A 21,361-nucleotide genomic window follows, 5' to 3' on the forward strand; every position below is an offset into this window, starting at 1 on the left:
CGTCGAGCAGGGCATGTCGAAGATCCGGGCTGCAGAGGGCGAATGAATTCGCCCCTACAGGACTTGGGCGATGCGTTCGGCGGCTTCGAGCAGTCTCGCGCTTCCTGTCGTGTAGGCGATGCGCAGATGGCGTTCCGGTGCGTTGTCGCCGAAGTCGATGCCCGGTGTCGTGGCGACGCCGGCTTCCTCGATGAGCAGGCGTGCCAGTGACTGGCTGTCCTGGGCGATGCCGGAGATGTCGGCGTATAGGTAGAAGGCGCCCTGGGGTTCGGTAGCGAAGCGGAAGCCAATGTCACGCAAGGCGGGGAGGAGCGCGTTGCGACGTTCGGCGAACTCGTGCCGGCGCTCTTCCAGAATCGAGATGGTGGACGGTTCAAACGCTGCCAGCGCGGCGTGCTGGGCCGGCGTGGAGGGCGAGATGAAGAAGTGCTGGGCCAGCTTCTCGATGTCGCGCACGTAGGCTTCTGGGGCGACCAGCCAGCCAAGGCGCCAGCCGGTCATGCCGAAGTACTTCGAGAAGCTGTTCACCACGAAGACATCGTCGAGCCGGCTGAGGGCGGTACAGGCGTCCACGCCGTAGTTGAGGCCCTGGTAGATCTCGTCGACGATCAGTACGCCTTGGTGCCGGCTTACGGTTTTCTGCAGGGCGACGATTTCGTCGAGCGTGAGCAGGGTGCCGGTGGGATTGGCCGGGCTGGCGACCATCAGGCCGCGGGTCTGGGGCGTCCAGGCGGCTTCGACCTGGGCCGGCGTGGGCTGGAAGCGGGTGCTGGCGTCCACCGGCAGGGCGCGGGGGTGGCCTTCGAAGCTGCGTACGAGGTGGCGGTTCGACGGGTAGCCGGGGTCGGGCAGCAGCCATTCGTCGCCAGGGTCGGTCAGTGTCGCGAGGGCCAGCATCAGGGCGCCGGAGGCGCCGGGGGTGACGATGATGCGCTCAGGTGCGATGCTGGCGCCGAAGCGGTCGTGGTAAAAGCGGGCGATGGCTTCGCGCAGGGCGGTGAGCCCAAGGGCCGGCGTGTAATGCACGTGGCCGCCGGTCAGGAAGCGTTGGGCCGCTTCGACGATGGGCTGGGGGCTGGGGAAATCCGGTTCACCGACTTCCAGGTGGATGATGTCGCGCCCGCTGGCGGCGAGTTCATGGGCGCGCTTGAGGATCTCCATTACGTGGAAGGGCTGGATGTCGGCCATGCGGCGGGCGCTGCGAATCATGGATGGGTTCCTGAAGAGTGGGGATCGGCAGTAGCACGAGGAAAACAAAAAAGCGCCGATTGCTCGACGCTTTCTTGCAGTACCTGAGCAGCCGGCTGGCTGCTGCGAACTTACACCGACAGGGCTAGTTCGAACAGTTCGCGCTTCAGCGTGAACTGCTTGGGCAGGCGGTCCTGCAGCTTGTCGAACCATTCCTGGTGGCCGGCCAGCTCGGTCTTCCAGGTGTCGGCGTCGATCTTGACCAGGGCTTCGAATTCGGCCTTGGTCACGTCGGAGCCGGTCCAGTCGATGTCTTCGTACTGGGGCATCCAGCCGAGGGCGTTTTCGGTGGCGTGCACGCGGCCGCGGACGCGGTCGACGATCCACTTCAGGACGCGCATGTTCTCGCCGAAGCCGGGCCACATGAACTCACCCTTCTCGTTCATGCGGAACCAGTTGACGCAGAATATGCCCGGCGCCTGATCCACGGTGTGACCCATCTTCAGCCAGTGGTTGAAGTAGTCGCCCATGTGGTAGCCGCAGAAGGGCAGCATCGCGAACGGATCGCGACGCACCACGCCTTGGGCGCCGAAGGCCGCGGCGGTGGTTTCGGAGCCGAGGGTGGCAGCCATGTAGACGCCGAAGTTCCAGTTGAAGGCCTGGTACACCAGCGGTACGGTGGTGGCGCGGCGGCCGCCGAAGATGAAGGCGGAGATGGGTACGCCGGCCGGGTCTTCCCACTTCGGGTCGATGGACGGGCACTGGCTGGCCGGGGCGGTGAAGCGGGAGTTCGGGTGCGCAGCCTTGCGGCCGGTTTCCTTGGCGATCTCCGGGGTCCAGTCCTTGCCTTGCCAGTCGACCAGGTGCGCCGGGGCTTCCTTGCTCAGGCCTTCCCACCACACGTCACCGTCGTCGGTCAGTGCGACGTTGGTGAAGATGATGTTCTCGCGCAGGGTGGCCAGCGCGTTGTAGTTGGTCTTTTCGGAGGTGCCGGGGGCAACGCCGAAGAAGCCGGCTTCGGGGTTGATTGCGTAGAAGCGGGTGCTGCCGTCGGCTTCCTTGCGCGGCTTGATCCAGGCGATGTCGTCGCCGACGGTGGAGATCTTCCAGCCGTCGAAGGACTTGGGCGGGATCAGCATCGCGAAGTTGGTCTTGCCACAGGCGGACGGGAAGGCGGCGGCGACGTAGGTCTTCTCACCTTCGGGGCTTTCCACGCCGAGGATCAGCATGTGTTCGGCCAGCCAGCCCTCGTCGCGGGCCATGGTGGAGGCGATGCGCAGCGCGAAGCACTTCTTGCCGAGCAGGGCGTTGCCGCCGTAGCCGGAGCCGTAGGACCAGATCTCGCGGGTCTCGGGGTAATGAACGATGTACTTGGTGGTCGGGTTGCACGGCCAGCGGGAGTCCTTCTCGCCGTGGGCCAGCGGAGCGCCAACCGTGTGCACGCAGGGCACGAACTCGCCATCGGCGCCAAGCACGTCGAAGACGGCCTTGCCCATGCGGGTCATGGTGCGCATGTTGGTGACGACGTAGGGGCTGTCGGAGATCTCCACGCCGATGTGGGCGATGGGGGAGCCGAGCGGGCCCATGGAGAACGGGATCACGTACAGGGTGCGACCGTGCATGCTGCCCTTGAACAGTTCGTTCAGGGTCTTGCGCATCTTGGCCGGGTCTTCCCAGTTGTTGGTGGGGCCGGCGTCGTCCTTGTTGGCGGAACAGATGTAGGTGCGGTCTTCGACGCGGGCCACGTCGGAGGGGTCGGACCAGGCCAGGTAGGAGTTCTTGCGCTTTTCCGGGTTCAGCTTGATCAGCATCCCGGCTTCGACCATCTCGGCACACAGGCGGTCGTATTCTTCTTCGGAACCGTCGCACCAGACCACGCGGTCGGGTTCGGTGAGGGTGGCGATCTCGGCAACCCACTCCTTCAGTTTCTGGTGTTTGACGTAATCGGGTGCGGCGGCGATGGCGGCTTCGGCAATGCTTTGAGACATCTCACGATTCTCCAGGACGTTACGGATGCGTTGTTTCAAGTGCCGGTTTGGGGAGGCTTCCGGCTGGGCAATCGCGTCTTTTTTGGGCCACCAGGGCTCGGCGCGTATTATTGGTGTCAATCAGGATTAACCCGACTGACTTAGCCTTACATTATGCCATGGTTCCGCGCATAGAGAAATCTACTCGGATGGCATTTTGTGCTGTGGAAGTCACGAATTGTCGTAACGGCAATTTGGTCGGATGATGGCAGTACACAAACACACATCACAATGGAGAGGGATACCTGAATGGATGAGCAAATTCGCCTGGCCGCACTCGAATACCACCGTCTGCCCAAGCCGGGGAAGATCGCCATTGCGCCGACCAAGGCGCTGACCAACCAGCAGGATTTGTCGCTGGCCTATTCGCCCGGTGTGGCGGCAGCCTGCGATGCGATCGTCGAAGATCCCGCCGAGGCCGCGTCGCTGACGTCCCGCAGCAACCTGATCGGCGTCGTTACCAACGGCACTGCGGTGCTCGGCCTGGGCAACATCGGTCCGCTGGCGGCCAAGCCGGTGATGGAGGGCAAGGCGGTGCTGTTCAAGAAGTTCGCCGGCATCGACGTCTTCGACCTGGAGATCGACGAACCCGACGCGGACAAGCTGATCGACATGATCGCGGCCCTCGAGCCGACCTTCGGCGGCATCAACCTCGAGGATATCAAGGCGCCGGAGTGCTTCTACATCGAGAGCAAGCTGCGCGAGCGAATGAAGATCCCGGTTTTCCATGACGACCAGCACGGCACCGCCATCGTCGTCGGTGCGGCGCTGCTCAACGGCATGCACCTGCTCGGCAAGGATCTGTCGAAGATCAAGCTGGTCACCTCCGGTGCCGGTGCGGCTGCGCTGGCCTGCCTGGACCTGCTGGTGATGCTCGGTGTGCCCGTCGAGAACATCTGGGTGACCGACATCGAAGGCGTGGTGTACGAAGGCCGTACGACGCTGATGGACCCGATCAAGGCGCGCTATGCGAAGAAGACCGACGCCCGCAAGCTGGGCGAGGTGATCGAGGGCGCCGATGTGTTCCTCGGGCTGTCCGCCGGTGGCGTGCTGAAGCCCGAGATGGTGGCCAAGATGGCTTCCCGGCCGCTGGTCATGGCGCTGGCCAACCCGACGCCGGAAATCCTGCCGGAAGAGGTCAAGAAGGTGCGTGACGATGCGTTGATCGCCACCGGTCGTTCGGACTATCCGAATCAGGTGAATAACGTGTTGTGCTTCCCCTTCATCTTCCGCGGTGCGCTGGATGTGGGGGCCACCACCATCACCGATGAGATGAAGCTGGCCGCCGTGCGCGCCATTGCCGAGCTGGCCCGCGCCGAGGCATCCGACATCGTGGCGGCGGCCTACGGCGAGAAGGTGTCCGGCTTCGGTCCCGAGTACATCATTCCGAGGCCCTTCGACCCGCGCCTGATCGTCAAGATCGCGCCCGAAGTCGCCCGCGCGGCAATGGAGTCTGGCGTGGCGACGCGCCCGATCACCGATTTCGAAGCCTATCGCCAGCAGCTCAACAACTTCGTATGGCAGTCCGGCCTGGTGATGAAGCCGGTGTTCCAGGCCGCCAAGCAGGCGCCCAAGCGCATCATCTTTGCGGAAGGCGAGGCCGAGCGCGTGTTGCGCGCGGTGCAGACCGCGGTGGATGAAGGCATGTGCCGGCCGGTGCTGATCGGCAGGCCGGAAGTGGTGCTGCACAACATCGAGCGCTTCGGTCTGCGCCTGCGCCCGGAGCTGGACTTCGAGATGGTGAACCCGGACTCCGATCCGCGTTTCAACCAGCTATGGTCCCACTACCACTCGCTGATGGAGCGCAAGGGCGTGTCGGTGGATTACGCCAAGCGGGAAGTGCGCCGCCGCACCACGCTGATCGGCGCGCTGCTGCTGCACTTCGGCTACGCTGACGGGATGATCTGCGGCACCTACGGCATGCATCACCTGCACCTCAAGTTCATCGAGACGGTGCTGGGCCGCCAGAAGGGCGTGCGCAACTTCTACACGATGAACCTGCTGGCGCTGCCGGACCGGACCGTGTTCCTGTGCGACACCTACGTCAACTACGATCCGACCCCCGAGCAGGTCGTCGAGATGACCCGTCTGGCTGCCGACGAGGTGCGTCGTTTCGGTATCCAGCCGCGGGTCGCGTTGCTGTCCCACTCCAGCTTCGGCACCGACAACTCGCCGACCGCCGAGAAGATGCGCAAGGCCTTGGTGCTGCTGCACAACGAACATCCCGACCTGGAGGTGGAAGGCGAGATGCACGGTGACGCGGCGCTGGACGCGGACATCCGCAAGCAGGTCTTCCCCAACGCCAAGATGGGCGAGGACGCCAACCTGCTGATTTTCCCGACGCTGGATGCGGCCAACATCGCCTTCAACCTGCTCAAGACCGCTGCCGGCGAAGGCATGACCATCGGCCCGATCCTGCTCGGTTCGGCCAAGCCGGTGCACATCCTGACCCCGACCGCGACGGTGCGCCGGATCGTCAACATGACCGCACTGACGGTGGTCGAAGCCGGTCGTTGATGTTGTCCTAATGTCTCCGCCGTCTGCGGCCGTTAGAATCCGTGACTCAGATCACGGAGGGCGGGATGGCGGAGGAGGGCAAGGCGGCGCTGGTTCTTACCGGTGGCGGGGCGCGGGCGGCCTACCAGGTCGGCGCGCTGCTCGCCGTTCGCGACGTGTGGGGCCGGCGCCCCGAAAATCCGTTTCCGATCCTGTGTGGAACGTCCGCCGGTGCCGTCAATGCGGCGGCACTGGCGGTGTTCTCCGCCAACTTCGATGAAGCTGTGCGCAAGCTCGCCTACATCTGGCGAAACTTGCGTGTCCATCACGTTTACCGGGCCGATACGGCAGCAATCACCCAGTCGGTGATGCGCTGGGCCTCGGCAATCCTGTTTGGTGCGCTGGTACGCCAGTCGCCACGCTCCCTGCTCGACAACACGCCGTTACGCGAACTGCTGGAGGCACAGCTGGACTTCTCCGCCATCGGCCGGGCGATCGACGCGGGCCATCTGCGGGCGATCTCCATCAGTGCGTCGGGCTATACCTCGGGCGACAATCTGGCCTTTTTTCAGGCCTGCGATGAGCTGCAGCCGTGGCGCCGGGAGAAGCGTATCGGCATGCGAACCGAGTTGAAGGTGGATCACCTGCTGGCATCCAGCGCGATTCCCTTCGTCTTTCCAGCCATGCGCATCAATCGGGAGTATTTCGGCGACGGCTCGATGCGTCAGCTGGCGCCCATCAGCCCGGCCATCCACCTCGGTGCCGAGCGCGTCCTCGTGATTGCCGGCGGGCGGCGGTCCGAAGAGGCGCGGCAGCGCACGGACAGCTATCCCTCGCCGGCCCAGGTGGCCGGCCATGCCATGTCGAGCATCTTCCTCGATGGCTTGGCGATGGACCTGGAGCGCATGGAGCGCATCAACGCCACCCTTTCGGTACTGACGCCCGAGCAGCGGGCTGCGGCCGGCATCGCTCTGCGTCCCATCGAGACCCTGGTGATTGCGCCATCCCAGCGTCTTGACTATCTTGCTGCACGGCACCGCCAGGCCTTGCCGCGGGCCTTGAGCACGGTTCTGCGCAGCATTGGTGCCATGCGGAAAAATGGTTCGGTGCTGCTTTCCTATCTGCTTTTCGAGCAGGGCTACACCCGTTCGCTGATGGAGCTCGGCTACCGGGATGCGATGAGCCGGCGTGCAGAACTTGCGCGGTTTTTGCGGATCGATGGTCAGTGATGCACATCGTTGTGGGGTGGAGGGGGCCGATGTGCAAAAAAGTCATTCACAAAAAACTTCAAAAATTTAAAATAACCCCTTATTTTGAATAAGAAGTATGTTGTTCGCGTTTGTGCCGTCCGGCCATGGTGTGGCATTCATTCAAAGCGCATCTGCCGGAGTGAGCCGAATTTCGCCCGCGAGGTCTGCCTGTCGCGAAGATTTTTCATTGCGGAAGAGTGCTTCTTCCCGTTCATGAACCAGTTTTGAAGACGATGAAAATCCGTACTACCGTACTGACCCTGCTGGGGGTCTTTGCACTCAATACCGCCATGCCCGGCGATGCACATGCTGTAGCGCACCATGCGGCATCGAAGAAATCCCAAGCCGCCAAGGCCACCCCGAAGGCTGAAAAGGCCGAGAAGGTGGCCAAGTCGTCGAAGTCGGGCAAGGCTAAGGGCAGCAAGGTCGCCAAGGCGGTCGAAGAGAAGGCGTCCAGCCGCAGGGTAGCGGCCCATACGCCGCGCCATGCCCGCCACGCCGTCGCGGCCGTCAGCCATGACATGGACCATGAGGGCAATCCGCAGCTGCAATCGGCGGCCTTCATGGTGGCCGATCAGGCCACCGGCAACGTGTTGCTGGAAAAGAACTCCGATTCCGTGGTGCCAATAGCGTCCATCACCAAGCTGATGACGGCGATGGTCGTGCTGGATGCCCGTCTGTCTCTCAATGAGGCGCTGACGATCACCCAGGACGACGTGGATACCCTGCGGGGCAGCAGTTCCCATGTGCCGGTGGGCACCGAACTGCAGCGGGACGATATGCTGCGCCTGGCGCTGATGTCCTCCGAGAACCGGGCTGCGGCAGCCCTGGGGCGCAACTACCCGGGCGGCCTGCCGGCTTTCGTGGTGGCGATGAACCGCAAGGCGGCCTCCCTGGGGCTGCACGACACCCGCTTCTCCGACAGCACCGGCCTCAATTCGGCCAATGTGTCGAGTGCCCGTGACCTGGTCAAGATGGTGTCGGCTGCATCCCGCTACCCGCTGATCCGCGAATTCACCACCACCGCCAACTACGTGGTTTCGCTCAACGGCCGCCAGCGTCAGTTCAACAACACCAACTCTCTGGTCGGCAGCCCGAACTGGCAGATCGGTGTGTCGAAGACCGGTTACATCAACGAGTCCGGCAAATGCCTGGTGATGCAGGCCTGGATGCTCAACAAGCCGATGATCATCGTGCTGCTGGACTCCTTCGGGCGCTTCACCCGCGTTGCCGATGCCCAGCGGGTCAAGCGTTGGCTGGAGAGCGCTGCGGTGCAGCAGAAGCTCGCCGCCGCCGGCCGTCATGGTCCGGCAACCTGACGGGGGGCTGGAATGAGAAAGGCGCCGCGAGGCGCCTTTCTTGTATCGTCAGTGCGGGTTGGCCCTGCGGGGGCCATTCCTGTCGGGGCGAATGAATTCACTCCGACGACTCACGGAGAACTGTGACCTAGGTCTGGCGCGTGGCAGGGGCCACGTAGCCGAGGGCACTGGAGATCTCGTCGGCAGTCTGGCGGATCAGCGGGGCCCAGTCCGGATTGAAACGCTCGGACGGGGTGGATAGGGACAGGCCGGCGACCAGATCGCCGTTGTCGTCGCGGATGCCGGCGGCAATGCAACGCACGCCGTTTTCGACTTCGTCCAGGTCATACGCGACGCCGTGGCGGCGCACCTTGTCGAGTTCCTTCTCAAGGCCCTGCAAGGTGGTGATGGAGGTCGGCGTCGATGAGGGCAGGCCGGTGCGGCGGGCGTATTCCTTGACCTTCTGGGGGCCGTCTTCGACGAGAAACAGCTTGCCGGTGGCGGTGGTGTGCAGAGGTGCGCGGGCGCCAACGATGTGGACGACACGCACGGCGGACTTGCCGCTGGACGTCCGTTCCACGTAGACGATCTCGTCGCCGGCGCGGATACCGAGGTTGACGCTCTCGCCGGTGGTGGCATGGAGCTTGACCATGGCAGCCATCGCCGTTTCCCGCAGGGAGATGCGTGACTTCACCAGGCTGCCCAGTTCGAGCAGCCTGATGCCCAGGCGGTAGGCGCCGCCGTCGCTGCGTTCGACGAAGCCGCTACTGCTCATCGCGCCGAGGATGCGGTGGGCAGTGGACGGATGGAGCCCGGTTTCAATAGCAAGCTGTTTGAGGGCCACCGGATCGGGGTGTTCGGCAAGGACGTCGAGCAGCTTCATCATGCGCTCGATGACCTGGATGGGACTTTTCGCGGTTTCTGGCGTGGACAACGGATTTCCTGCCTGTGAATCAGGGACGCGGAATGGTATCTCAGGAGCGTTGATTTCGCCTAGTGAAATGCCGCGCTGCCACAAAGCCCGTCATACCTTGATGGAGAAGGGCGTGAAGTTGGTGTCCACGTCGTAGTGATCCTCCCGCTCGGCCTCCTTCAGAAACGCGACGATCTTGTAGGTGAGCGGTGTGAACAGCGTTTCAACACCGACCTTGGTGATGAACTGGGCGAGCATGATGCCCGGCAGCAGTTCATTGGGAATGAGGCCGGAGTTCCAGAAGGCGAGCGGGTAGAACAACAGGGAGTCGACGCCCTCGCCGAAGATCGTCGAACCGATGGTGCGTTGCCACAGGTGACGGCCGTTGCTGCGGATCTTCATGCGGGCGAGCACGTAGGAATTGACGAATTCGCCGCAGAAGAAGGCCGTCAGCGATGCGGCGACGATGCGCCAGGTGGAGCCGAAGGCGATCTCGTAGGCGGGTTGGTTGGTCCAGGTTGGGGCCGGTGGCAGGGCGACCACCACCGCGGCCATCACCGAGGCGAAGACCATGGCGCCGAAGCCGGCCCAGATCACGCGGCGGGCGCGGGCGTAGCCATACACCTCGGTGAGCACGTCGCCGAAGATGTAGGAGACCGGGAAGAACAGTACGCCGGCACCGAAGGTCACCGGACCCAGGCCGGGGATGACGACTTGTGCCGCCTTGGCCGGGCCGATCAGGTTTGAGCACAGGTAAACGGCCACAAAGGCCGCCATCACGAACTCGTAGTACTTGTACTGGCGCTGGGTGGGTGAATGCAGATGTGACGATGTCGACATGGCGGGCTCCGGGGGGAATGGCCGGGCCCGCTTTCGTCATTGTGGGGCCTCGGTTGGCGCCTGCCAGTGTGGCATTGCAGCACCCCGGCGGCAACGGGGTCAGCCGGCCACCATGTGCCCGGCTACGCGCACCAGGATGCCGACCAGCGCGCCGAGGGTGGCGGGCTTCCAGACGTCGGCCACGCGTCGCCCGGCGGAGATCAGCACCGCCACGCCCGGGACGTCGAGCGGGTGGATCAGCAGGCCGGCGCTGGCCCCGTTGAGGGTGGCGGGGTTGGCCGTGCCGGCGCGCAGCATCTCGTCCATGACGCCCATCATCGCGGTGCCGCCGGCCAGGTATTTGGTGAGCGTTGGCAGGATCAGCGCCGGATCGGCACCGACCGCCAGCAGCAGCGGCGACAGCAGGCCGGTGAGAGCGTCCAGCGCGCCAAGGCGCCGCAGGGCGAGGACCACGGTGAGGGACAGCACCAGCATCGGGATCGAGCCGACGGCGATCTTGAAGGCCTCCGCGCCGGCCCGGTTGATCACGTCGAGGATGCCCTTGGCGCTTTCGGCGACTGGATGGTGCAGGGTTTCATCGACGGTGTGTTCGGTGCTGCTGAGCCCGCGTCCGAAGCCGTAATAGGTGGCCGCTGCGGCGGCCAGCCCGCCAACCAGCGACCAGCCGAGCACGATGCCGAAATGCAGGCCCATCGCGGCCATCGGCATCGACACGTTGGCCTGGGCCATCGCCATCACCATCGCCAGCGTCGCGGCCAGGTGGCGGCTGGAGGCGCCGCGCTGGTCCATCATGGTCAGCGTGGCGACGGGGGCGGCGAAGCTGACGAAGTTGATCTGCAGCGCCGCGAACACGCCGAGGCCGGTCAGGCCGACGGGGCGCAGCAGCGGGGCCAGCCGGGCGACGACCCAGTCGAGCACGCCCCTGGCCTCCAGCAGGCGCATCAGGGACAGCATGACGATCATCACCGGCAGCAGCACGAAGAACGACAGCTCGACCGCAGAACGGCCGGCGCGCAGGATCACATCGATAAGCAGGTCCATGGATGCGGTGCAGCAAAAATGGCAACGGCCCCGATTATCGGGGCCGCATACGCCGTGGGCAACTTGAGGGCAACCCTAGTTCACGCCGCGCTACCTGAGCAGCGGTGCCAGTAGCGGCAGCAGCCAGGGCAGGGCGATGGCGGTGAACAGGCCGTTGAGGCCCATCGCCAGCGCGGCGAAGGCACCCGTCTGCTCGCTGAGCTGGAAGGCCCGCGCGGTGCCGATGCCGTGGGATGCCAGGCCGAGGGCGAAGCCGATGCTGGCGTCGTCCTTCACGCCGAGGCGGCGCAGGATGCCGTCGGCGAAGATCGCCCCGAAGATGCCGGTCAGGATAACGAACACCGCGGTCAGCGAGGCCAGTCCGCCGAGGCGCTCGGCGACGCCCATGGCGATTGGGGTGGTGACGGATTTGGGCGCCAGGGAGATCACGGTCGGCGTGCTGGCGCCCAGCAGGGCACCGATGGCGTAGGCCGACAGCGCGGCGGTCAGCGAGCCGACCACCAGTGCGATCAGCAGCGGCCCGCCCATGGCGAGCAGGCGCTTGAGCTGGGCGTGAAGGGGTACCGCCAGCGCGACGGTGGTCGGGCCGAGCAGGAAATGCACGAACTGGGCGCCGTCGAAGTAGCGCTGGTAGGGCGTGCCGGTGACCAGCAGCAGGATGACCAGTATGCTCACCGACACCAGCACCGGATTGATCACCGGGTGCCCCTTGGCCTTGCGGTGCAGCGCTAGCGCCAGCAGATACACGGCCAGCGTCAGGGTCAGCCACAACAGCGGCTGGGCGGACAGGTAGACCCAGATCTCGGTCATGCTTTCCGGGGTCATCGGGAGCCCTCCTGTTTGCCCTTGCGGGTCAGGAAGTGCAGCGTCAGTCCGGTGGCGGCCAGGCCCAGTACGGTGCTGGCAACCAGCGCAACGAGAATCGGGCCTGCTTCGTCGAAGAGGCGGGCGCCGTGGAGCATGACCCCGGTGCCGGCGGGGATGAACATCAGCGACAGGTTCTGCAGCAGATTGCCGGAGGTCGTCCGCAGGGATTCGGACGGGCCGCGGCGGGCGATCAGGTAGACCAGCAGCAGCCCCATGCCGATCACCGGGCCAGGAACCGGCAGGTGCAAGGCAACGCGCAGGGCTTCGCCGGCAAGTTGAAAAGTCAGCAGAAGGGCAAAGGCGGCGATCATGGGTGGAGGCCTCCGGGCAAGCGAAGGGATGGCTTCAAGGATACAAGGTGCATCTTGTGATGAGCTGAAGGGCTGCGCGGAACGGGTGCAGATCCGGCGAGGGCGGTCGCGATGGAGACCGCCGCTGCGGAGGTTGCCGCTGTAGGGGCTGCTTCTGTGGGGGCGAATTCATTCGCCCCCACAGTTTTTCCCCCACGGGATAGGTGCATCGTTTATTTACTTGCTGTTGCGGGCCCGGGTCGCGACGCGGGTTGCCTGCATGAAGTTGTCGTAGCGGTTTTCCGCCACCGCGAACCACTGCAGCTGGTCATCACGGAATTTCTTCCAGGCCTCGTAGATCCGGCGGAATTTGGCGTTCTTGGCGGCGATTTCATCGTAGAGGTCGAGCGCCGTCTTGAAGGCGGCCGCCATCACCTCGTTGGGGAAGGGCCGCAACTGGGTGCCTGAGCCAACCAGTTGCTTGAGAGCTGCCGGGCTCTTGGCGTCGTAGCTGGCCTGCATCTCCGAGTGGGCGCGCAGGCAAGCGTCTTCAAGGATGGCCTGGTATTCCTTGGGCAGCGACGCCCAGTGCTTCATGTTCACGTAGATGGAGAGCTGCGGTCCGCCCTCCCACCAGCCCGGGTAGTAGTAATACTTGGCGACCCGGTTGAAGCCGAGCTTGAGGTCGTCGTAGGGGCCAACCCACTCGGCGGCGTCGATGGTGCCTTTTTCCAGCGCCGGGTAGATGTCGCCGCCGGGGATCTGCTGCGGCACCACGCCCAGCTTGGCTAGTACCTGGCCGGTGATGCCGCTGATGCGGAACTTGAGGCCCTTGAGGTCGTCGAGGGACTTGATCTCCTTGCGGAACCAGCCGCCCATCTGGGTGCCGGTGTTGCCGCAGGGGATCAGGTGGATGTTGTAGTCGCGGAAGAACTCGCGCATCAGCTCCAGGCCGCCGCCACTGAGCATCCATGCGGTTTGCTGGCGGCTGTTGAGGCCGAAGGGCAGGCAGGTATCGAAGGCGAAGGTGGGATCCTTGCCGACGTAGTAATAGGACGCCGTGTGGCCGATCTCGACGGTGCCGTCCTTCACTGCATCGAGTACGCCGGGGCCGGGCACGATCTCGTTGGCGGCGAAGAGCTGGATCTGGAACTTGCCGCCGGTGGCTGCCGCGACATGCTTGGCTACCGATTCGGTGGCGCCGAAGATGGTGTCGAGGGTCTTGGGAAAGCTGGACGCCAGCCGCCACTTGATGGTCGGTAGCTCGGCGGCGGTAGCCGGGGCGGCCACGGCAGCGCCGGCCATGCCGGCACCGGCGTGCTTCAGGAAGGAACGTCTCTCCATGCTCGCTCTCCTTGCTCGGGACTGTTTGGTGGATCAGGCGCCGGCGACGGTCATGCGTTCCACCAGGATCGAACCGCAGTGCTTGGAGCCGCGCACCAGCACGTCCGAACCGATCTCGCGGATGCCCATCAGCATGTCCTTGAGGTTGCCGGCGATGGTGATCTCATGCACCGGGTACTGGATCTTGCCGTTCTCGACCCAGAAGCCGGCTGCGCCGCGGGAGTAGTCGCCGGTCACGTAATTGACGCCGTGGCCGAGCAGTTCGGTGACGAGCAGGCCGCGGTCCATCTGCTTGATGAGGCCGTCCAGGTCGTACTGGCCGGGCTTGACCAGCAGGTTGTGGCTGCCGCCGGCGTTGCCGGTGGTCTGCATGTCGAGCTTGCGTGCCGAGTAGGTGCTGAGGAAGTAGCCCTGCAGCACGCCATCGATGATGACCTCGCGATCCCGGGTGGCGACGCCGTCGTCGTCGAAGGGGCTGCTGGCGAAGGCCTTGGCCAGGTGCGGGCGTTCGGAGATCTGGATGTGGGACGGGAAGACCTGCTTGCCGAGGCTGTCCAGCAGGAAGGACGACTTGCGGTACAGTGCGCCGCCGCTCACCGCGTGCACAAAGGCGCCGATCAGGCCAGCAGCCAGCGGGGCTTCGAACAGCACCGGCACCTCGCAAGTCGGGATCTGGCGGGCGCCGAGGCGGGCCAGCGCACGGCGGGCGGCGAAAGTGCCGATCTCGTCGGCATCGGCCAGTTCGGACGGGTCGCGCTTGGTGGAATACCAGTCGTCCCGCTGCATGTCGTCGCCCTCGCCGGCGATCACCGAGCAGGACAGGTAGTGGCGGGAGCTGGCGTAGCCACCGAGGAAGCCGAGGCTGTTGGCGGAGATGAAGTGGGCTTCCTGCATCGACACGCTGGCACCGTCGGAATTGCGGATTTCCGGGCTCACCGCGAAGGCGGCGCGCTCGCACTGGCGGGCCAGTTCAATGGCCTCTTCGGTGGACAGCTTCCACGGGTGGTAGAGGTCGAAGTCAGGGAATTCCCTGGCCAGCAGGGCTTCGTCGGGCAGGCCGGCGGCCGGATCGGGGGCCGTGAAGCGGGCGATCGACACGGCGGCGTCCACGGTGGACTTGAGGGCCTCCTTCGAGAAGTCGGAGGTGCTGGCGTAGCCGCGCTTCTGACCGTCATAAATGGTGACGCCGACACCCTTGTCGCGGTTGTACTCGATGGTGTCCACCTCGTCGCGGCGGACCGTGACGGACTGGCCGAAGCCCTCCGAGACATCCACCTCGCACGCCGTCGCGCCACGCTTGCGGGCGAACTTGAGGATGTCTTCGGCGATGGTCTTGAGGTTGTCCTGGGTGAAGCTGAAACGGTTGTCGGCCATGGCGATCCGGATGGGGGAAGGGGCTAAAGGCTATAATCTTACCCTTCCCGAGCACTTCCTGCCCCCAGATGGCCCACTACAAATATCATCAAGACGAAGAAGACACCGGCCCCAGCAAGTCGGAACTCAAGCGCGCCAGTCATGCCTTGCAGGACCTCGGCCAGGAACTGGTCGCCCTTGGCAAGGAGCGCCTGGCCAAGGTGCCGATGGACGAGGACCTGCGCGACGCGGTGAAGGACTACCAGCGCTTCCCGTCCCATGAAGCCAAACGGCGCCAGCTGCAGTACATCGGCAGGCTGATGCGCAATGTGGACCCGGCGCCGATCCGTGCCGCGCTGGACGCCTTCAAGGGTGTTTCGGCGGTCGAGACGGCCAAGATGCATCGTCTCGAAAACCTGCGCACCAAGCTGATCGAGGACGAGAAGACTCTCCACGACATCGCCGTTGCGCATCCGGGCGCCGACCTGCAGCAGCTCCGCGTGCTGCGCCGCAATGCGATCAAGGAGAAGGAGCAGAACAAGCCGCCGCGCGCCTACCGGGAACTGTTCCGGATCCTGCGCGAGCTGGAGGACGGCACGGCCGGGGAGGCCGACGAGCACGAGCATGACGAGGCGGGAGACGAGGAATGAGCGAAGGTGTGAAGATCGGCTTGGTCTCCATCAGCGACCGTGCCTCGGGCGGCGTCTATGAAGACAAGGGCATCCCGGCGCTGCAGGACTGGCTGGGCAAGGCTCTGACCACGCCGTGGGAAGCGGTGACCCGCCTGATCCCGGACGATCAGCCGTCCATCGAGCAGACCCTGATCGAACTGTGCGACGAGGTGGGCTGCTCGCTGGTGCTGACCACCGGCGGTACCGGCCCGGCGCTGCGCGACGTGACGCCGGAAGCCACGCTGGCGGTGGCCCACAAGGTGATGCCGGGCTTCGGCGAGCAGATGCGCCAGGTCAGCCTGGCCTTCGTGCCGACGGCGATCCTGTCGCGCCAGGTGGCGGTGATCCGTGGCCAGAGCCTGATCATCAACCTGCCGGGCCAGCCGAAGGCCATCGCCGAGACCCTCGAAGGCCTCAAGGATGGCGATGGGCAGCAGAAGGTGCATGGCATCTTCGCCGCGGTGCCTTACTGCATCGACCTGATCGGCGGCCCGTACATCGAGACCGACGAGGCCATCGTCAAAGCCTTCCGTCCCAAGTCGGCGATCCGCCCGAAGGCTTGAGCGACGCGGCGGCCCCCCACGCTGACCGGGTTAAGCCGTAGGGGCGAATTCATTCGCCCTCGGTCGCTTGAATGGAGTCTGCGGGCGAATGAATTCGCCCCTACTCGAAGATCTTGATTACCTTGCTTTCGAAGCGCGGCTGCGGCAGGTAGCCGCCGGCCAGCTGCTTGCGGCGTTCTTGTTCGCGCCACCAGGCGCGCAGGCCGAGGAGGGCGGCGGTGATCAGCGCGTAGATCAGCGGCTCGGTAATGTCTTTTTTGACCAGCCACCAGAAGTGCACGCAGCCCATCACCGCGATCGGGTAGATGGCCCGGTGCAGGGCCTGCCAGCGGCGTCCGCCGAGCTTGCGGATGGCGGCGTTGAAGGATGTGGCGGCCAGCGGTGTCATCAGCACCAGCGCGGCGAAGCCGACGGTGATGAAGGGGCGCTTGAGGATGTCCTTGACGATGGCGTGCCAGTCGAAGAACTGGTCCAGCCACACGTAGGTGAGCAGGTGGGTCACGCCGTAGGCGAAGGCGAACAGCCCGAGCATGCGGCGCAGGCGCACCAGCCAGTGCCAGCCGCTGTACTTGCGCAGCGGTGTCACCGTCAGGGTGATCAGCAGGAAGCGCAGTGTCCATTCGCCGGTGGCGCGGGTCAGCGCCTCGATCGGGTTGGCGCCCAGCGTGTCCATCTCCAGTCCCCGCCACAGCAGGAAGGCGGGCACCAGGCACAGAGCGAACAGGGCGGTCTTGATGGCGCCGAGTTGGGGGGTGGTCGGGGTCATGGTGGTTGTTTCTTGTTGTGTTCAGAAGAAGCGGCGCAGGTCCATGCCGGTGTACATCGACGCGACCTGGTCGGCGTAGCCGTTGAACATCAGCGTCTTGCGCTTGGAAAACTCGCCGATACGCCTTTCTGTGGCCTGGCTCCAGCGCGGGTGGTCCACTTCCGGATTCACGTTGGAATAGAAGCCGTACTCGCTCGGTCCGGCCTTCATCCAGGCGGTGATCGGTTGTTTCTCGGTGAGGCGCAGGGTCACCAGGGATTTCGCGCCCTTGAAGCCGTACTTCCACGGCACCACCAGTCGGATCGGCGCGCCATTCTGGACCGGCAGCACCTCTCCGTACAGGCCGACCGCCAGCAGCGTGAGCGGATGGCGGGCTTCGTCGAGGCGCAGCCCTTCGTTGTAGGGCCACTCGAGCACGCCGCGGGTCATGGTGCTGCGGTCGTAGTGGGAGACGAACTCCACGTACTTGGCGCTGCCCTGGGGCTCTACCAGCTTGAGCAGGCTGGCCAGCGGAAAGCCGACCCACGGGATGACCATCGACCAGCCCTCCACGCAGCGCATGCGGTAGATGCGCTCCTCCAGCGGGGCGAGCTTGAGCAGTTCCTCGATGCTGAAGGTGCGCGGCTTGTTCACCAGGCCCTCGACGCGCAGCGTCCACGGTGCCGGCTTGAGGCGGTGGGTGTTCTCGGCCGGATCGGCCTTGTCGGTGCCCAGCTCGTAAAAGTTGTTGTAGGTGGTGACGGCCTTGTAGGGCGTCGGCGTCTCGCCGATGCTGTAGGGGCTTTTGGCCAGCGGGCCGAGGCTCTGGCCGGCGGCGCGGGCCAGGCCGGCCGGCAGCGCCGCTGCCAGGGCGAGGGCGGTGGACTGGGCCAGGAAACGGCGCCGGTCGCGGTACAGCTCGGGGGACGTGATTTCGGACGGCAGGATGTCTGTGGGGCGGCGGATCAGCATGGCAGCGTGTCCATTGTGACTGTTCGTGGTGAGGTAGACGGAGAAGGGCATCGAAAATTACAGGGATGAGCGAACGAGGTGACGTGCTCCCGACGGACCCGCGTGGGGGCGAATTCAGTCGCCCGATACCGCCAGCCACGCCTTGGACCTAGCCGTCCCCGTTGAGTTGCCGATAAACCGTGCTGGCAATCGGCAGCAACGCGTCCCGCGGCAGCTTGCCGGACAGGGCGTAGGCCTGGCGACCGTCTATCCAGTAGAAGGTGGACACCCCGTCCTGGTGGGCGAAGCGGAAAGCGGTGGCGCCGCTGTCCTGCTTGTCCGCGCAAACATAGAGGGTCAGGCGCCGGCCGCCGCCGTCTTCGTACATCAGCAGTGCGCCGGGGCCGTTCTCGGCGGCGATCAGGCGTCCGCCGACGAGATGGAAGCCTTCGGCTGCCAGTTGCGGGACACGTAGCGCATGGCCCAGGCGCTTCGACAGCCAGGCCGTCAGGTGGGCCTCCTGGTCGGCGCCGACCTCTACCGGGTGGCGCACTTCCGGCGTGAATACCGCGTGGGCGACGGCGGCCCGTTGAGGCAGACTGGACAGCGCGAGCGTCGTGTCGGAGGGGGGCGGGGCAAGCTGGCGGTCGGAGATGATGCCGATCCCGATGCCCAACGCAATCCAGGCCGCAGCGATGGCTGCCCGACGGAAGGGCGTGTGGTGCTGCGCCTTCAGCCGGGCCGCGATGGCATGGGGGATCGGCGCGTCGAGCTGGCGCGCGTAGGCCGCATGCAGCAGGGCCTTCTGACCACGCCAGGCGTCGACGGTGGCCTGGTCGTCCGTGTCTGCGACCAGATGGGCGGCGACGCGCATTGAGTCCGCGGCGGACAGTTGCCCGTCCACGTAGGCGTGCAGTTGATCCTTGCTGATGCGCTCCTTGCTCATTTCACGACTTTCAAATGCACGGGCCGGTCCTCGCCGGCCAGGATGGCGCGCAGCTTCTCGCGGGCGCGGGACAGGCGCGACATGACGGTTCCCTGCGGAATACCAAGGATGCGGGCGGTGTCGGCGTAGCTGAGTTCCTCCAGTCCAACCAGCAGCAAGACCTCCCGTTGATCCGGGAGCAGACAGGCCAGCGCGCGGTCCAGATCGCGTACCTCAAGTTCATCCTGCTGTTGGGGGCGCACCGGGATCGCGGGCGCGTCGTCGTCCAGGGGGACGAGCGCCGGCCGGCTGCGCAGCTGGTTGAGGAAGACATGGTGCATCATGGTCAGCAGCCAGGCCCGCAGATTGCCCGGCCGCCACAGCAGCCATTTGCCCAAGGCCCGCTCCAGGGTGTCCTGGAGCAGGTCGTCGGCGTCCGTATCGTTGCCGGTCAGCGCCCGCGCATAGCGGCGCAAGCGCGGGATCTCGGCCAGGATGGCGTGCTCGGCGGGCATGGCCGGGGGATGTGTGTGCCTACGGACGGGCCGTGTGCCACTGGTTGTTGAGGAAGCCGTCACCGGTGGTGTCGCCGGGCTTCTGGTCCTTGCTCCAGGTGTACAGTGGCCGGCCCTTGTAGGCCCACTGACGGCGTCCGTCGTCGCGGCCAACGATGCTCCAGTCACCCCTGGCCTGGTCTTTTTCACCGGCGAGCAGCGGTGGCCAGTTGGTGGCGCAGGGGCCGTTGCAGACGCTCTTGCCGCTGCCGGTGGCATCCTTGTCGAAGACATAGAGCGTCATGCCCTGGGCGTCGGTGAGCATGCCATAGTGGCTCTGGGCCGGTGGGGCGTCGTGCATGCTTGCACAGGCGCCGAGGAGGGCGGAAAGGCTTGCGGCGAGCAATAGTTTTTTCATGATCGTGTCTCCTTGGTGTGTGGCTGGGTACTGTCTAAACAGCGCCCGCGGACACTTTATTCCATGGGTGCAAAAACAAATTGATCTTTGCCCGGCATGGGTGTCGTGGTCGGCCACTGCGCCGTTTGCGCCTAGCAGCGGCGAAGCCGACTCTGCTAAACTCGCCGCCTGTTCAAGGTTCTTGCATGCAGCCGCCTGGCCGGGCGTCAGCCCCTCGGGACGGCGTTCGGCAAGCCCTCCATCCCATTTCTGAACGCCTGATCCCGGATTCCAATGCGCATCCTGCTGAGCAACGACGACGGTTATTTTGCTCCCGGCCTGCAAGCCCTTGCGGCTGCCCTGTCCGAAGTCGGGAAGGTCACCGTAGTCGCCCCCGAAAGGGATCGCAGCGGTGCCAGCAATTCCCTGACCCTCGATCGCCCCCTGTCCCTGCGCAAGGCGGCCAGTGGCTTTCATTACGTGAATGGCACGCCCACCGACTGTGTGCACCTGGCCGTGACCGGCATGCTCGACGAGTTGCCCGACATGGTCGTGTCGGGCATCAACCACGGCGCCAACATGGGCGACGACACCATCTATTCCGGCACCGTGGCGGCGGCGACCGAGGGCTTCCTGCTGGGCGTCCCGTCGATTGCCATTTCCCTGGTTGCCAAGGGGGCGTCGGACTTTTCCGGCGCGGCGCGGGTGGCCCGCGAACTGGTCGAGCGTTTTCAGCGGGAGCCGGTTGGCGTGCCGACGCTGCTCAACGTCAATGTGCCCGATCTGCCTTACGCGCAGATCAAGGGTGTTCAGGTGACGCGCCTCGGCAAACGTCACAAGGCCGAACCGACCGTCAAGTCCGTCACGCCGCGCAACGAGACCGTGTATTGGGTCGGTGCGGTCGGTGCGGCACAGGACGCCGGGGAGGGGACCGATTTCCATGCAGTGGCCAATGGCTTCGTGTCGGTTACGCCGCTGCAGATCGATCTGACCCACCAGGGCCAGATCTCCACCGTGCGCGACTGGCTGGGCAAATGAGCAGCGAGGTGCTGCGGGCTGCGTTGCAGACTGCCCTGCGGGCGCGGACGCGCATGGTCGAGCGGCTGCGCGAGCAGGGCGTCCGTGACGAGCGCGTGCTGGCCGCCATGATGGCGGTGCCGCGTCATCTCTTCGTCGAGGAAGCGCTGGCCTCCCGGGCTTACGAGGATACGGCGCTGCCCCTCGGCCTGCAGCAGACGATCTCGCAGCCCTTCGTCGTGGCGCGGATGATCGAACTATTGATGGCCGGCCGCGAACTCGGCAAGACCCTGGAGGTCGGAACGGGGTGTGGCTACCAGGCCGCGGTGCTGTCGCAACTGGCAACGGAAGTCTATTCGGTGGAACGTCTGCGGCCGCTGCTCGACCGGGCGCGCAACAACCTGCGCCACCTGCGCCGCCCCAACCTGCGTCTGAAACATGCCGATGGTAGCGTGGGACTGAAGGAAGCTGCGCCCTACGATACGATCATCGTCGCAGCGGCTGCGCCCAAGGTGCCGCCGGCACTCGTGGAGCAGCTGGCCGACGGTGGCCGGCTGATTCTCCCGGTCGGCGCAGCGGAGCAGATCCTGGTGCTGATCGAGCGAACCGCTCGCGGTATCCGAGAAACACGCCTCAGCGCGGTGCGCTTCGTACCCCTGCTGCCCGGCACAGAATGATTGATGCTTAACGA

At 65.2% G+C, this 21,361-nt stretch carries 21 protein-coding genes; 7 read left to right on the forward strand and 14 right to left on the reverse strand.

The genetic code is table 11. From position 1 onward, the window contains the following. Nucleotides 1–54 precede the first annotated feature (54 nt). Nucleotides 55–1,209, reverse strand: a complete 1,155-nt coding sequence (locus B4920_RS02565) for a pyridoxal phosphate-dependent aminotransferase (protein ID WP_079433023.1) — start codon at nucleotides 1,207–1,209, stop codon at nucleotides 55–57. A gap of 110 nt (nucleotides 1,210–1,319) precedes the next feature. Continuing rightward, entirely contained in the window at nucleotides 1,320–3,176 is a 1,857-nt protein-coding gene (locus B4920_RS02570) for a phosphoenolpyruvate carboxykinase (GTP) (RefSeq protein WP_079433024.1), read from the reverse strand. 288 nt (nucleotides 3,177–3,464) lie between these two features. Here B4920_RS02570 and B4920_RS02575 point away from each other — a divergent pair, with 288 nt between their 5' ends. From B4920_RS02575 to pbpG, 3 genes are all read left to right on the forward strand, one after another. After that, on the forward strand, nucleotides 3,465–5,732 hold the full coding sequence (locus tag B4920_RS02575) for an NADP-dependent malic enzyme (RefSeq protein WP_079433025.1): 2,268 nt from the start codon (nucleotides 3,465–3,467) through the stop codon (nucleotides 5,730–5,732). A gap of 65 nt (nucleotides 5,733–5,797) precedes the next feature. Continuing rightward, nucleotides 5,798–6,940, forward strand: coding sequence for a patatin-like phospholipase family protein (locus B4920_RS02580; protein WP_079433026.1), 1,143 nt, complete (start codon nucleotides 5,798–5,800; stop codon nucleotides 6,938–6,940). A 254-nt stretch (nucleotides 6,941–7,194) separates the two neighbouring features. Next, entirely contained in the window at nucleotides 7,195–8,280 is a 1,086-nt protein-coding gene (gene pbpG, locus B4920_RS02585) for a D-alanyl-D-alanine endopeptidase (RefSeq protein WP_079433126.1), read from the forward strand. A 127-nt stretch (nucleotides 8,281–8,407) separates the two neighbouring features. On the opposite strand, the gene B4920_RS02590 is transcribed toward pbpG, so the two are convergent. The 7 genes from B4920_RS02590 to pmbA form a co-directional block, all read right to left on the reverse strand. After that, entirely contained in the window at nucleotides 8,408–9,145 is a 738-nt protein-coding gene (locus tag B4920_RS02590) for an IclR family transcriptional regulator (RefSeq protein WP_079433127.1), read from the reverse strand. A 138-nt stretch (nucleotides 9,146–9,283) separates the two neighbouring features. Then, a complete protein-coding gene (locus B4920_RS02595; RefSeq protein WP_079433027.1) occupies nucleotides 9,284–10,012 on the reverse strand; it encodes a queuosine precursor transporter in 729 nt (242 codons plus the stop codon). Between the two features lie 99 nt (nucleotides 10,013–10,111). After that, complete coding sequence (locus B4920_RS02600; RefSeq protein WP_079433028.1) at nucleotides 10,112–11,053, reverse strand: nucleoside recognition domain-containing protein; 942 nt, start codon at nucleotides 11,051–11,053, stop codon at nucleotides 10,112–10,114. 90 nt (nucleotides 11,054–11,143) lie between these two features. Then, nucleotides 11,144–11,878, reverse strand: coding sequence for an LrgB family protein (locus tag B4920_RS02605; protein WP_079433029.1), 735 nt, complete (start codon nucleotides 11,876–11,878; stop codon nucleotides 11,144–11,146). Further along, nucleotides 11,875–12,231 carry a CidA/LrgA family protein gene (locus B4920_RS02610; RefSeq protein ID WP_079433030.1) on the reverse strand — a complete coding sequence of 119 codons (357 nt, stop codon included), beginning with the start codon at nucleotides 12,229–12,231 and terminating at the stop codon, nucleotides 11,875–11,877. Before B4920_RS02610 ends, B4920_RS02605 begins: the two co-directional genes overlap by 4 nt. Before the next feature lie 216 nt (nucleotides 12,232–12,447). After that, nucleotides 12,448–13,554 carry a TRAP transporter substrate-binding protein gene (locus B4920_RS02615; RefSeq protein WP_079433031.1) on the reverse strand — a complete coding sequence of 369 codons (1,107 nt, stop codon included), beginning with the start codon at nucleotides 13,552–13,554 and terminating at the stop codon, nucleotides 12,448–12,450. Nucleotides 13,555–13,587: 33 nt separating this feature from the next. Then, complete coding sequence (pmbA, locus tag B4920_RS02620; protein WP_079433032.1) at nucleotides 13,588–14,928, reverse strand: metalloprotease PmbA; 1,341 nt, start codon at nucleotides 14,926–14,928, stop codon at nucleotides 13,588–13,590. Nucleotides 14,929–14,996: 68 nt separating this feature from the next. Between pmbA and yjgA the strand changes: the two genes are divergently transcribed. Beyond that, on the forward strand, nucleotides 14,997–15,557 hold the full coding sequence (gene yjgA, locus B4920_RS02625; RefSeq protein WP_079433033.1) for a ribosome biogenesis factor YjgA: 561 nt from the start codon (nucleotides 14,997–14,999) through the stop codon (nucleotides 15,555–15,557). Then, on the forward strand, nucleotides 15,554–16,141 hold the full coding sequence (gene mog, locus B4920_RS02630) for a molybdopterin adenylyltransferase (protein ID WP_079433034.1): 588 nt from the start codon (nucleotides 15,554–15,556) through the stop codon (nucleotides 16,139–16,141). Before yjgA ends, mog begins: the two co-directional genes overlap by 4 nt. A 100-nt stretch (nucleotides 16,142–16,241) precedes the next feature. Here the strand turns inward: mog and B4920_RS02635 are convergent, their stop codons facing one another. The 5 genes from B4920_RS02635 to B4920_RS02655 all read right to left on the reverse strand — a co-directional run bounded on the left by B4920_RS02635 (nucleotide 16,242) and on the right by B4920_RS02655 (nucleotide 19,674). Beyond that, on the reverse strand, nucleotides 16,242–16,907 hold the full coding sequence (locus B4920_RS02635) for a sulfite oxidase heme-binding subunit YedZ (protein WP_079433035.1): 666 nt from the start codon (nucleotides 16,905–16,907) through the stop codon (nucleotides 16,242–16,244). Nucleotides 16,908–16,928: 21 nt separating this feature from the next. Further along, complete coding sequence (gene msrP / locus B4920_RS02640; protein ID WP_079433036.1) at nucleotides 16,929–17,858, reverse strand: protein-methionine-sulfoxide reductase catalytic subunit MsrP; 930 nt, start codon at nucleotides 17,856–17,858, stop codon at nucleotides 16,929–16,931. 148 nt (nucleotides 17,859–18,006) lie between these two features. Further along, nucleotides 18,007–18,783 (reverse strand): anti-sigma factor, encoded by a 777-nt coding sequence (locus B4920_RS02645; RefSeq protein WP_079433037.1) that lies wholly within the window; start codon nucleotides 18,781–18,783, stop codon nucleotides 18,007–18,009. Beyond that, nucleotides 18,780–19,277: an RNA polymerase sigma factor gene (locus tag B4920_RS02650; protein WP_079433038.1), complete on the reverse strand. Its 498-nt coding sequence runs from the start codon at nucleotides 19,275–19,277 to the stop codon at nucleotides 18,780–18,782. The genes B4920_RS02645 and B4920_RS02650 overlap by 4 nt, the downstream gene beginning before the upstream one ends. Nucleotides 19,278–19,296: 19 nt before the next feature. Then, nucleotides 19,297–19,674 carry a hypothetical protein gene (locus B4920_RS02655; RefSeq protein ID WP_079433039.1) on the reverse strand — a complete coding sequence of 126 codons (378 nt, stop codon included), beginning with the start codon at nucleotides 19,672–19,674 and terminating at the stop codon, nucleotides 19,297–19,299. Between the two features lie 273 nt (nucleotides 19,675–19,947). Here B4920_RS02655 and surE point away from each other — a divergent pair, with 273 nt between their 5' ends. Both surE and B4920_RS02665 read left to right on the forward strand, forming a co-directional pair. Beyond that, a complete protein-coding gene (surE, locus tag B4920_RS02660; RefSeq protein ID WP_079433040.1) occupies nucleotides 19,948–20,691 on the forward strand; it encodes a 5'/3'-nucleotidase SurE in 744 nt (247 codons plus the stop codon). Beyond that, nucleotides 20,688–21,347, forward strand: coding sequence for a protein-L-isoaspartate(D-aspartate) O-methyltransferase (locus B4920_RS02665; RefSeq protein WP_079433041.1), 660 nt, complete (start codon nucleotides 20,688–20,690; stop codon nucleotides 21,345–21,347). Before surE ends, B4920_RS02665 begins: the two co-directional genes overlap by 4 nt. Nucleotides 21,348–21,361: the final 14 nt, after the last annotated feature.

It is taken from the genome of Zoogloea sp. LCSB751 (assembly GCF_002028455.1).
Classification (GTDB): domain Bacteria; phylum Pseudomonadota; class Gammaproteobacteria; order Burkholderiales; family Rhodocyclaceae; genus Zoogloea.

What these genes read in the sequence shown, in the direction of transcription:
- B4920_RS02565 (WP_079433023.1), bottom strand. Translation starts at nt 1,209, where the DNA reads ATGATTCGCAGCGCCCGCCGCATGGCCGACATCCAGCCCTTCCACGTA.
- B4920_RS02570 (WP_079433024.1), bottom strand. Translation starts at nt 3,176, where the DNA reads ATGTCTCAAAGCATTGCCGAAGCCGCCATCGCCGCCGCACCCGATTAC.
- B4920_RS02575 (WP_079433025.1), top strand. Translation starts at nt 3,465, where the DNA reads ATGGATGAGCAAATTCGCCTGGCCGCACTCGAATACCACCGTCTGCCC.
- B4920_RS02580 (WP_079433026.1), top strand. Translation starts at nt 5,798, where the DNA reads ATGGCGGAGGAGGGCAAGGCGGCGCTGGTTCTTACCGGTGGCGGGGCG.
- pbpG (WP_079433126.1), top strand. Translation starts at nt 7,195, where the DNA reads ATGAAAATCCGTACTACCGTACTGACCCTGCTGGGGGTCTTTGCACTC.
- B4920_RS02590 (WP_079433127.1), bottom strand. Translation starts at nt 9,145, where the DNA reads ATGATGAAGCTGCTCGACGTCCTTGCCGAACACCCCGATCCGGTGGCC.
- B4920_RS02595 (WP_079433027.1), bottom strand. Translation starts at nt 10,012, where the DNA reads ATGTCGACATCGTCACATCTGCATTCACCCACCCAGCGCCAGTACAAG.
- B4920_RS02600 (WP_079433028.1), bottom strand. Translation starts at nt 11,053, where the DNA reads ATGGACCTGCTTATCGATGTGATCCTGCGCGCCGGCCGTTCTGCGGTC.
- B4920_RS02605 (WP_079433029.1), bottom strand. Translation starts at nt 11,878, where the DNA reads ATGACCCCGGAAAGCATGACCGAGATCTGGGTCTACCTGTCCGCCCAG.
- B4920_RS02610 (WP_079433030.1), bottom strand. Translation starts at nt 12,231, where the DNA reads ATGATCGCCGCCTTTGCCCTTCTGCTGACTTTTCAACTTGCCGGCGAA.
- B4920_RS02615 (WP_079433031.1), bottom strand. Translation starts at nt 13,554, where the DNA reads ATGGAGAGACGTTCCTTCCTGAAGCACGCCGGTGCCGGCATGGCCGGC.
- pmbA (WP_079433032.1), bottom strand. Translation starts at nt 14,928, where the DNA reads ATGGCCGACAACCGTTTCAGCTTCACCCAGGACAACCTCAAGACCATC.
- yjgA (WP_079433033.1), top strand. Translation starts at nt 14,997, where the DNA reads ATGGCCCACTACAAATATCATCAAGACGAAGAAGACACCGGCCCCAGC.
- mog (WP_079433034.1), top strand. Translation starts at nt 15,554, where the DNA reads ATGAGCGAAGGTGTGAAGATCGGCTTGGTCTCCATCAGCGACCGTGCC.
- B4920_RS02635 (WP_079433035.1), bottom strand. Translation starts at nt 16,907, where the DNA reads ATGACCCCGACCACCCCCCAACTCGGCGCCATCAAGACCGCCCTGTTC.
- msrP (WP_079433036.1), bottom strand. Translation starts at nt 17,858, where the DNA reads ATGCTGATCCGCCGCCCCACAGACATCCTGCCGTCCGAAATCACGTCC.
- B4920_RS02645 (WP_079433037.1), bottom strand. Translation starts at nt 18,783, where the DNA reads ATGAGCAAGGAGCGCATCAGCAAGGATCAACTGCACGCCTACGTGGAC.
- B4920_RS02650 (WP_079433038.1), bottom strand. Translation starts at nt 19,277, where the DNA reads ATGCCCGCCGAGCACGCCATCCTGGCCGAGATCCCGCGCTTGCGCCGC.
- B4920_RS02655 (WP_079433039.1), bottom strand. Translation starts at nt 19,674, where the DNA reads ATGAAAAAACTATTGCTCGCCGCAAGCCTTTCCGCCCTCCTCGGCGCC.
- surE (WP_079433040.1), top strand. Translation starts at nt 19,948, where the DNA reads ATGCGCATCCTGCTGAGCAACGACGACGGTTATTTTGCTCCCGGCCTG.
- B4920_RS02665 (WP_079433041.1), top strand. Translation starts at nt 20,688, where the DNA reads ATGAGCAGCGAGGTGCTGCGGGCTGCGTTGCAGACTGCCCTGCGGGCG.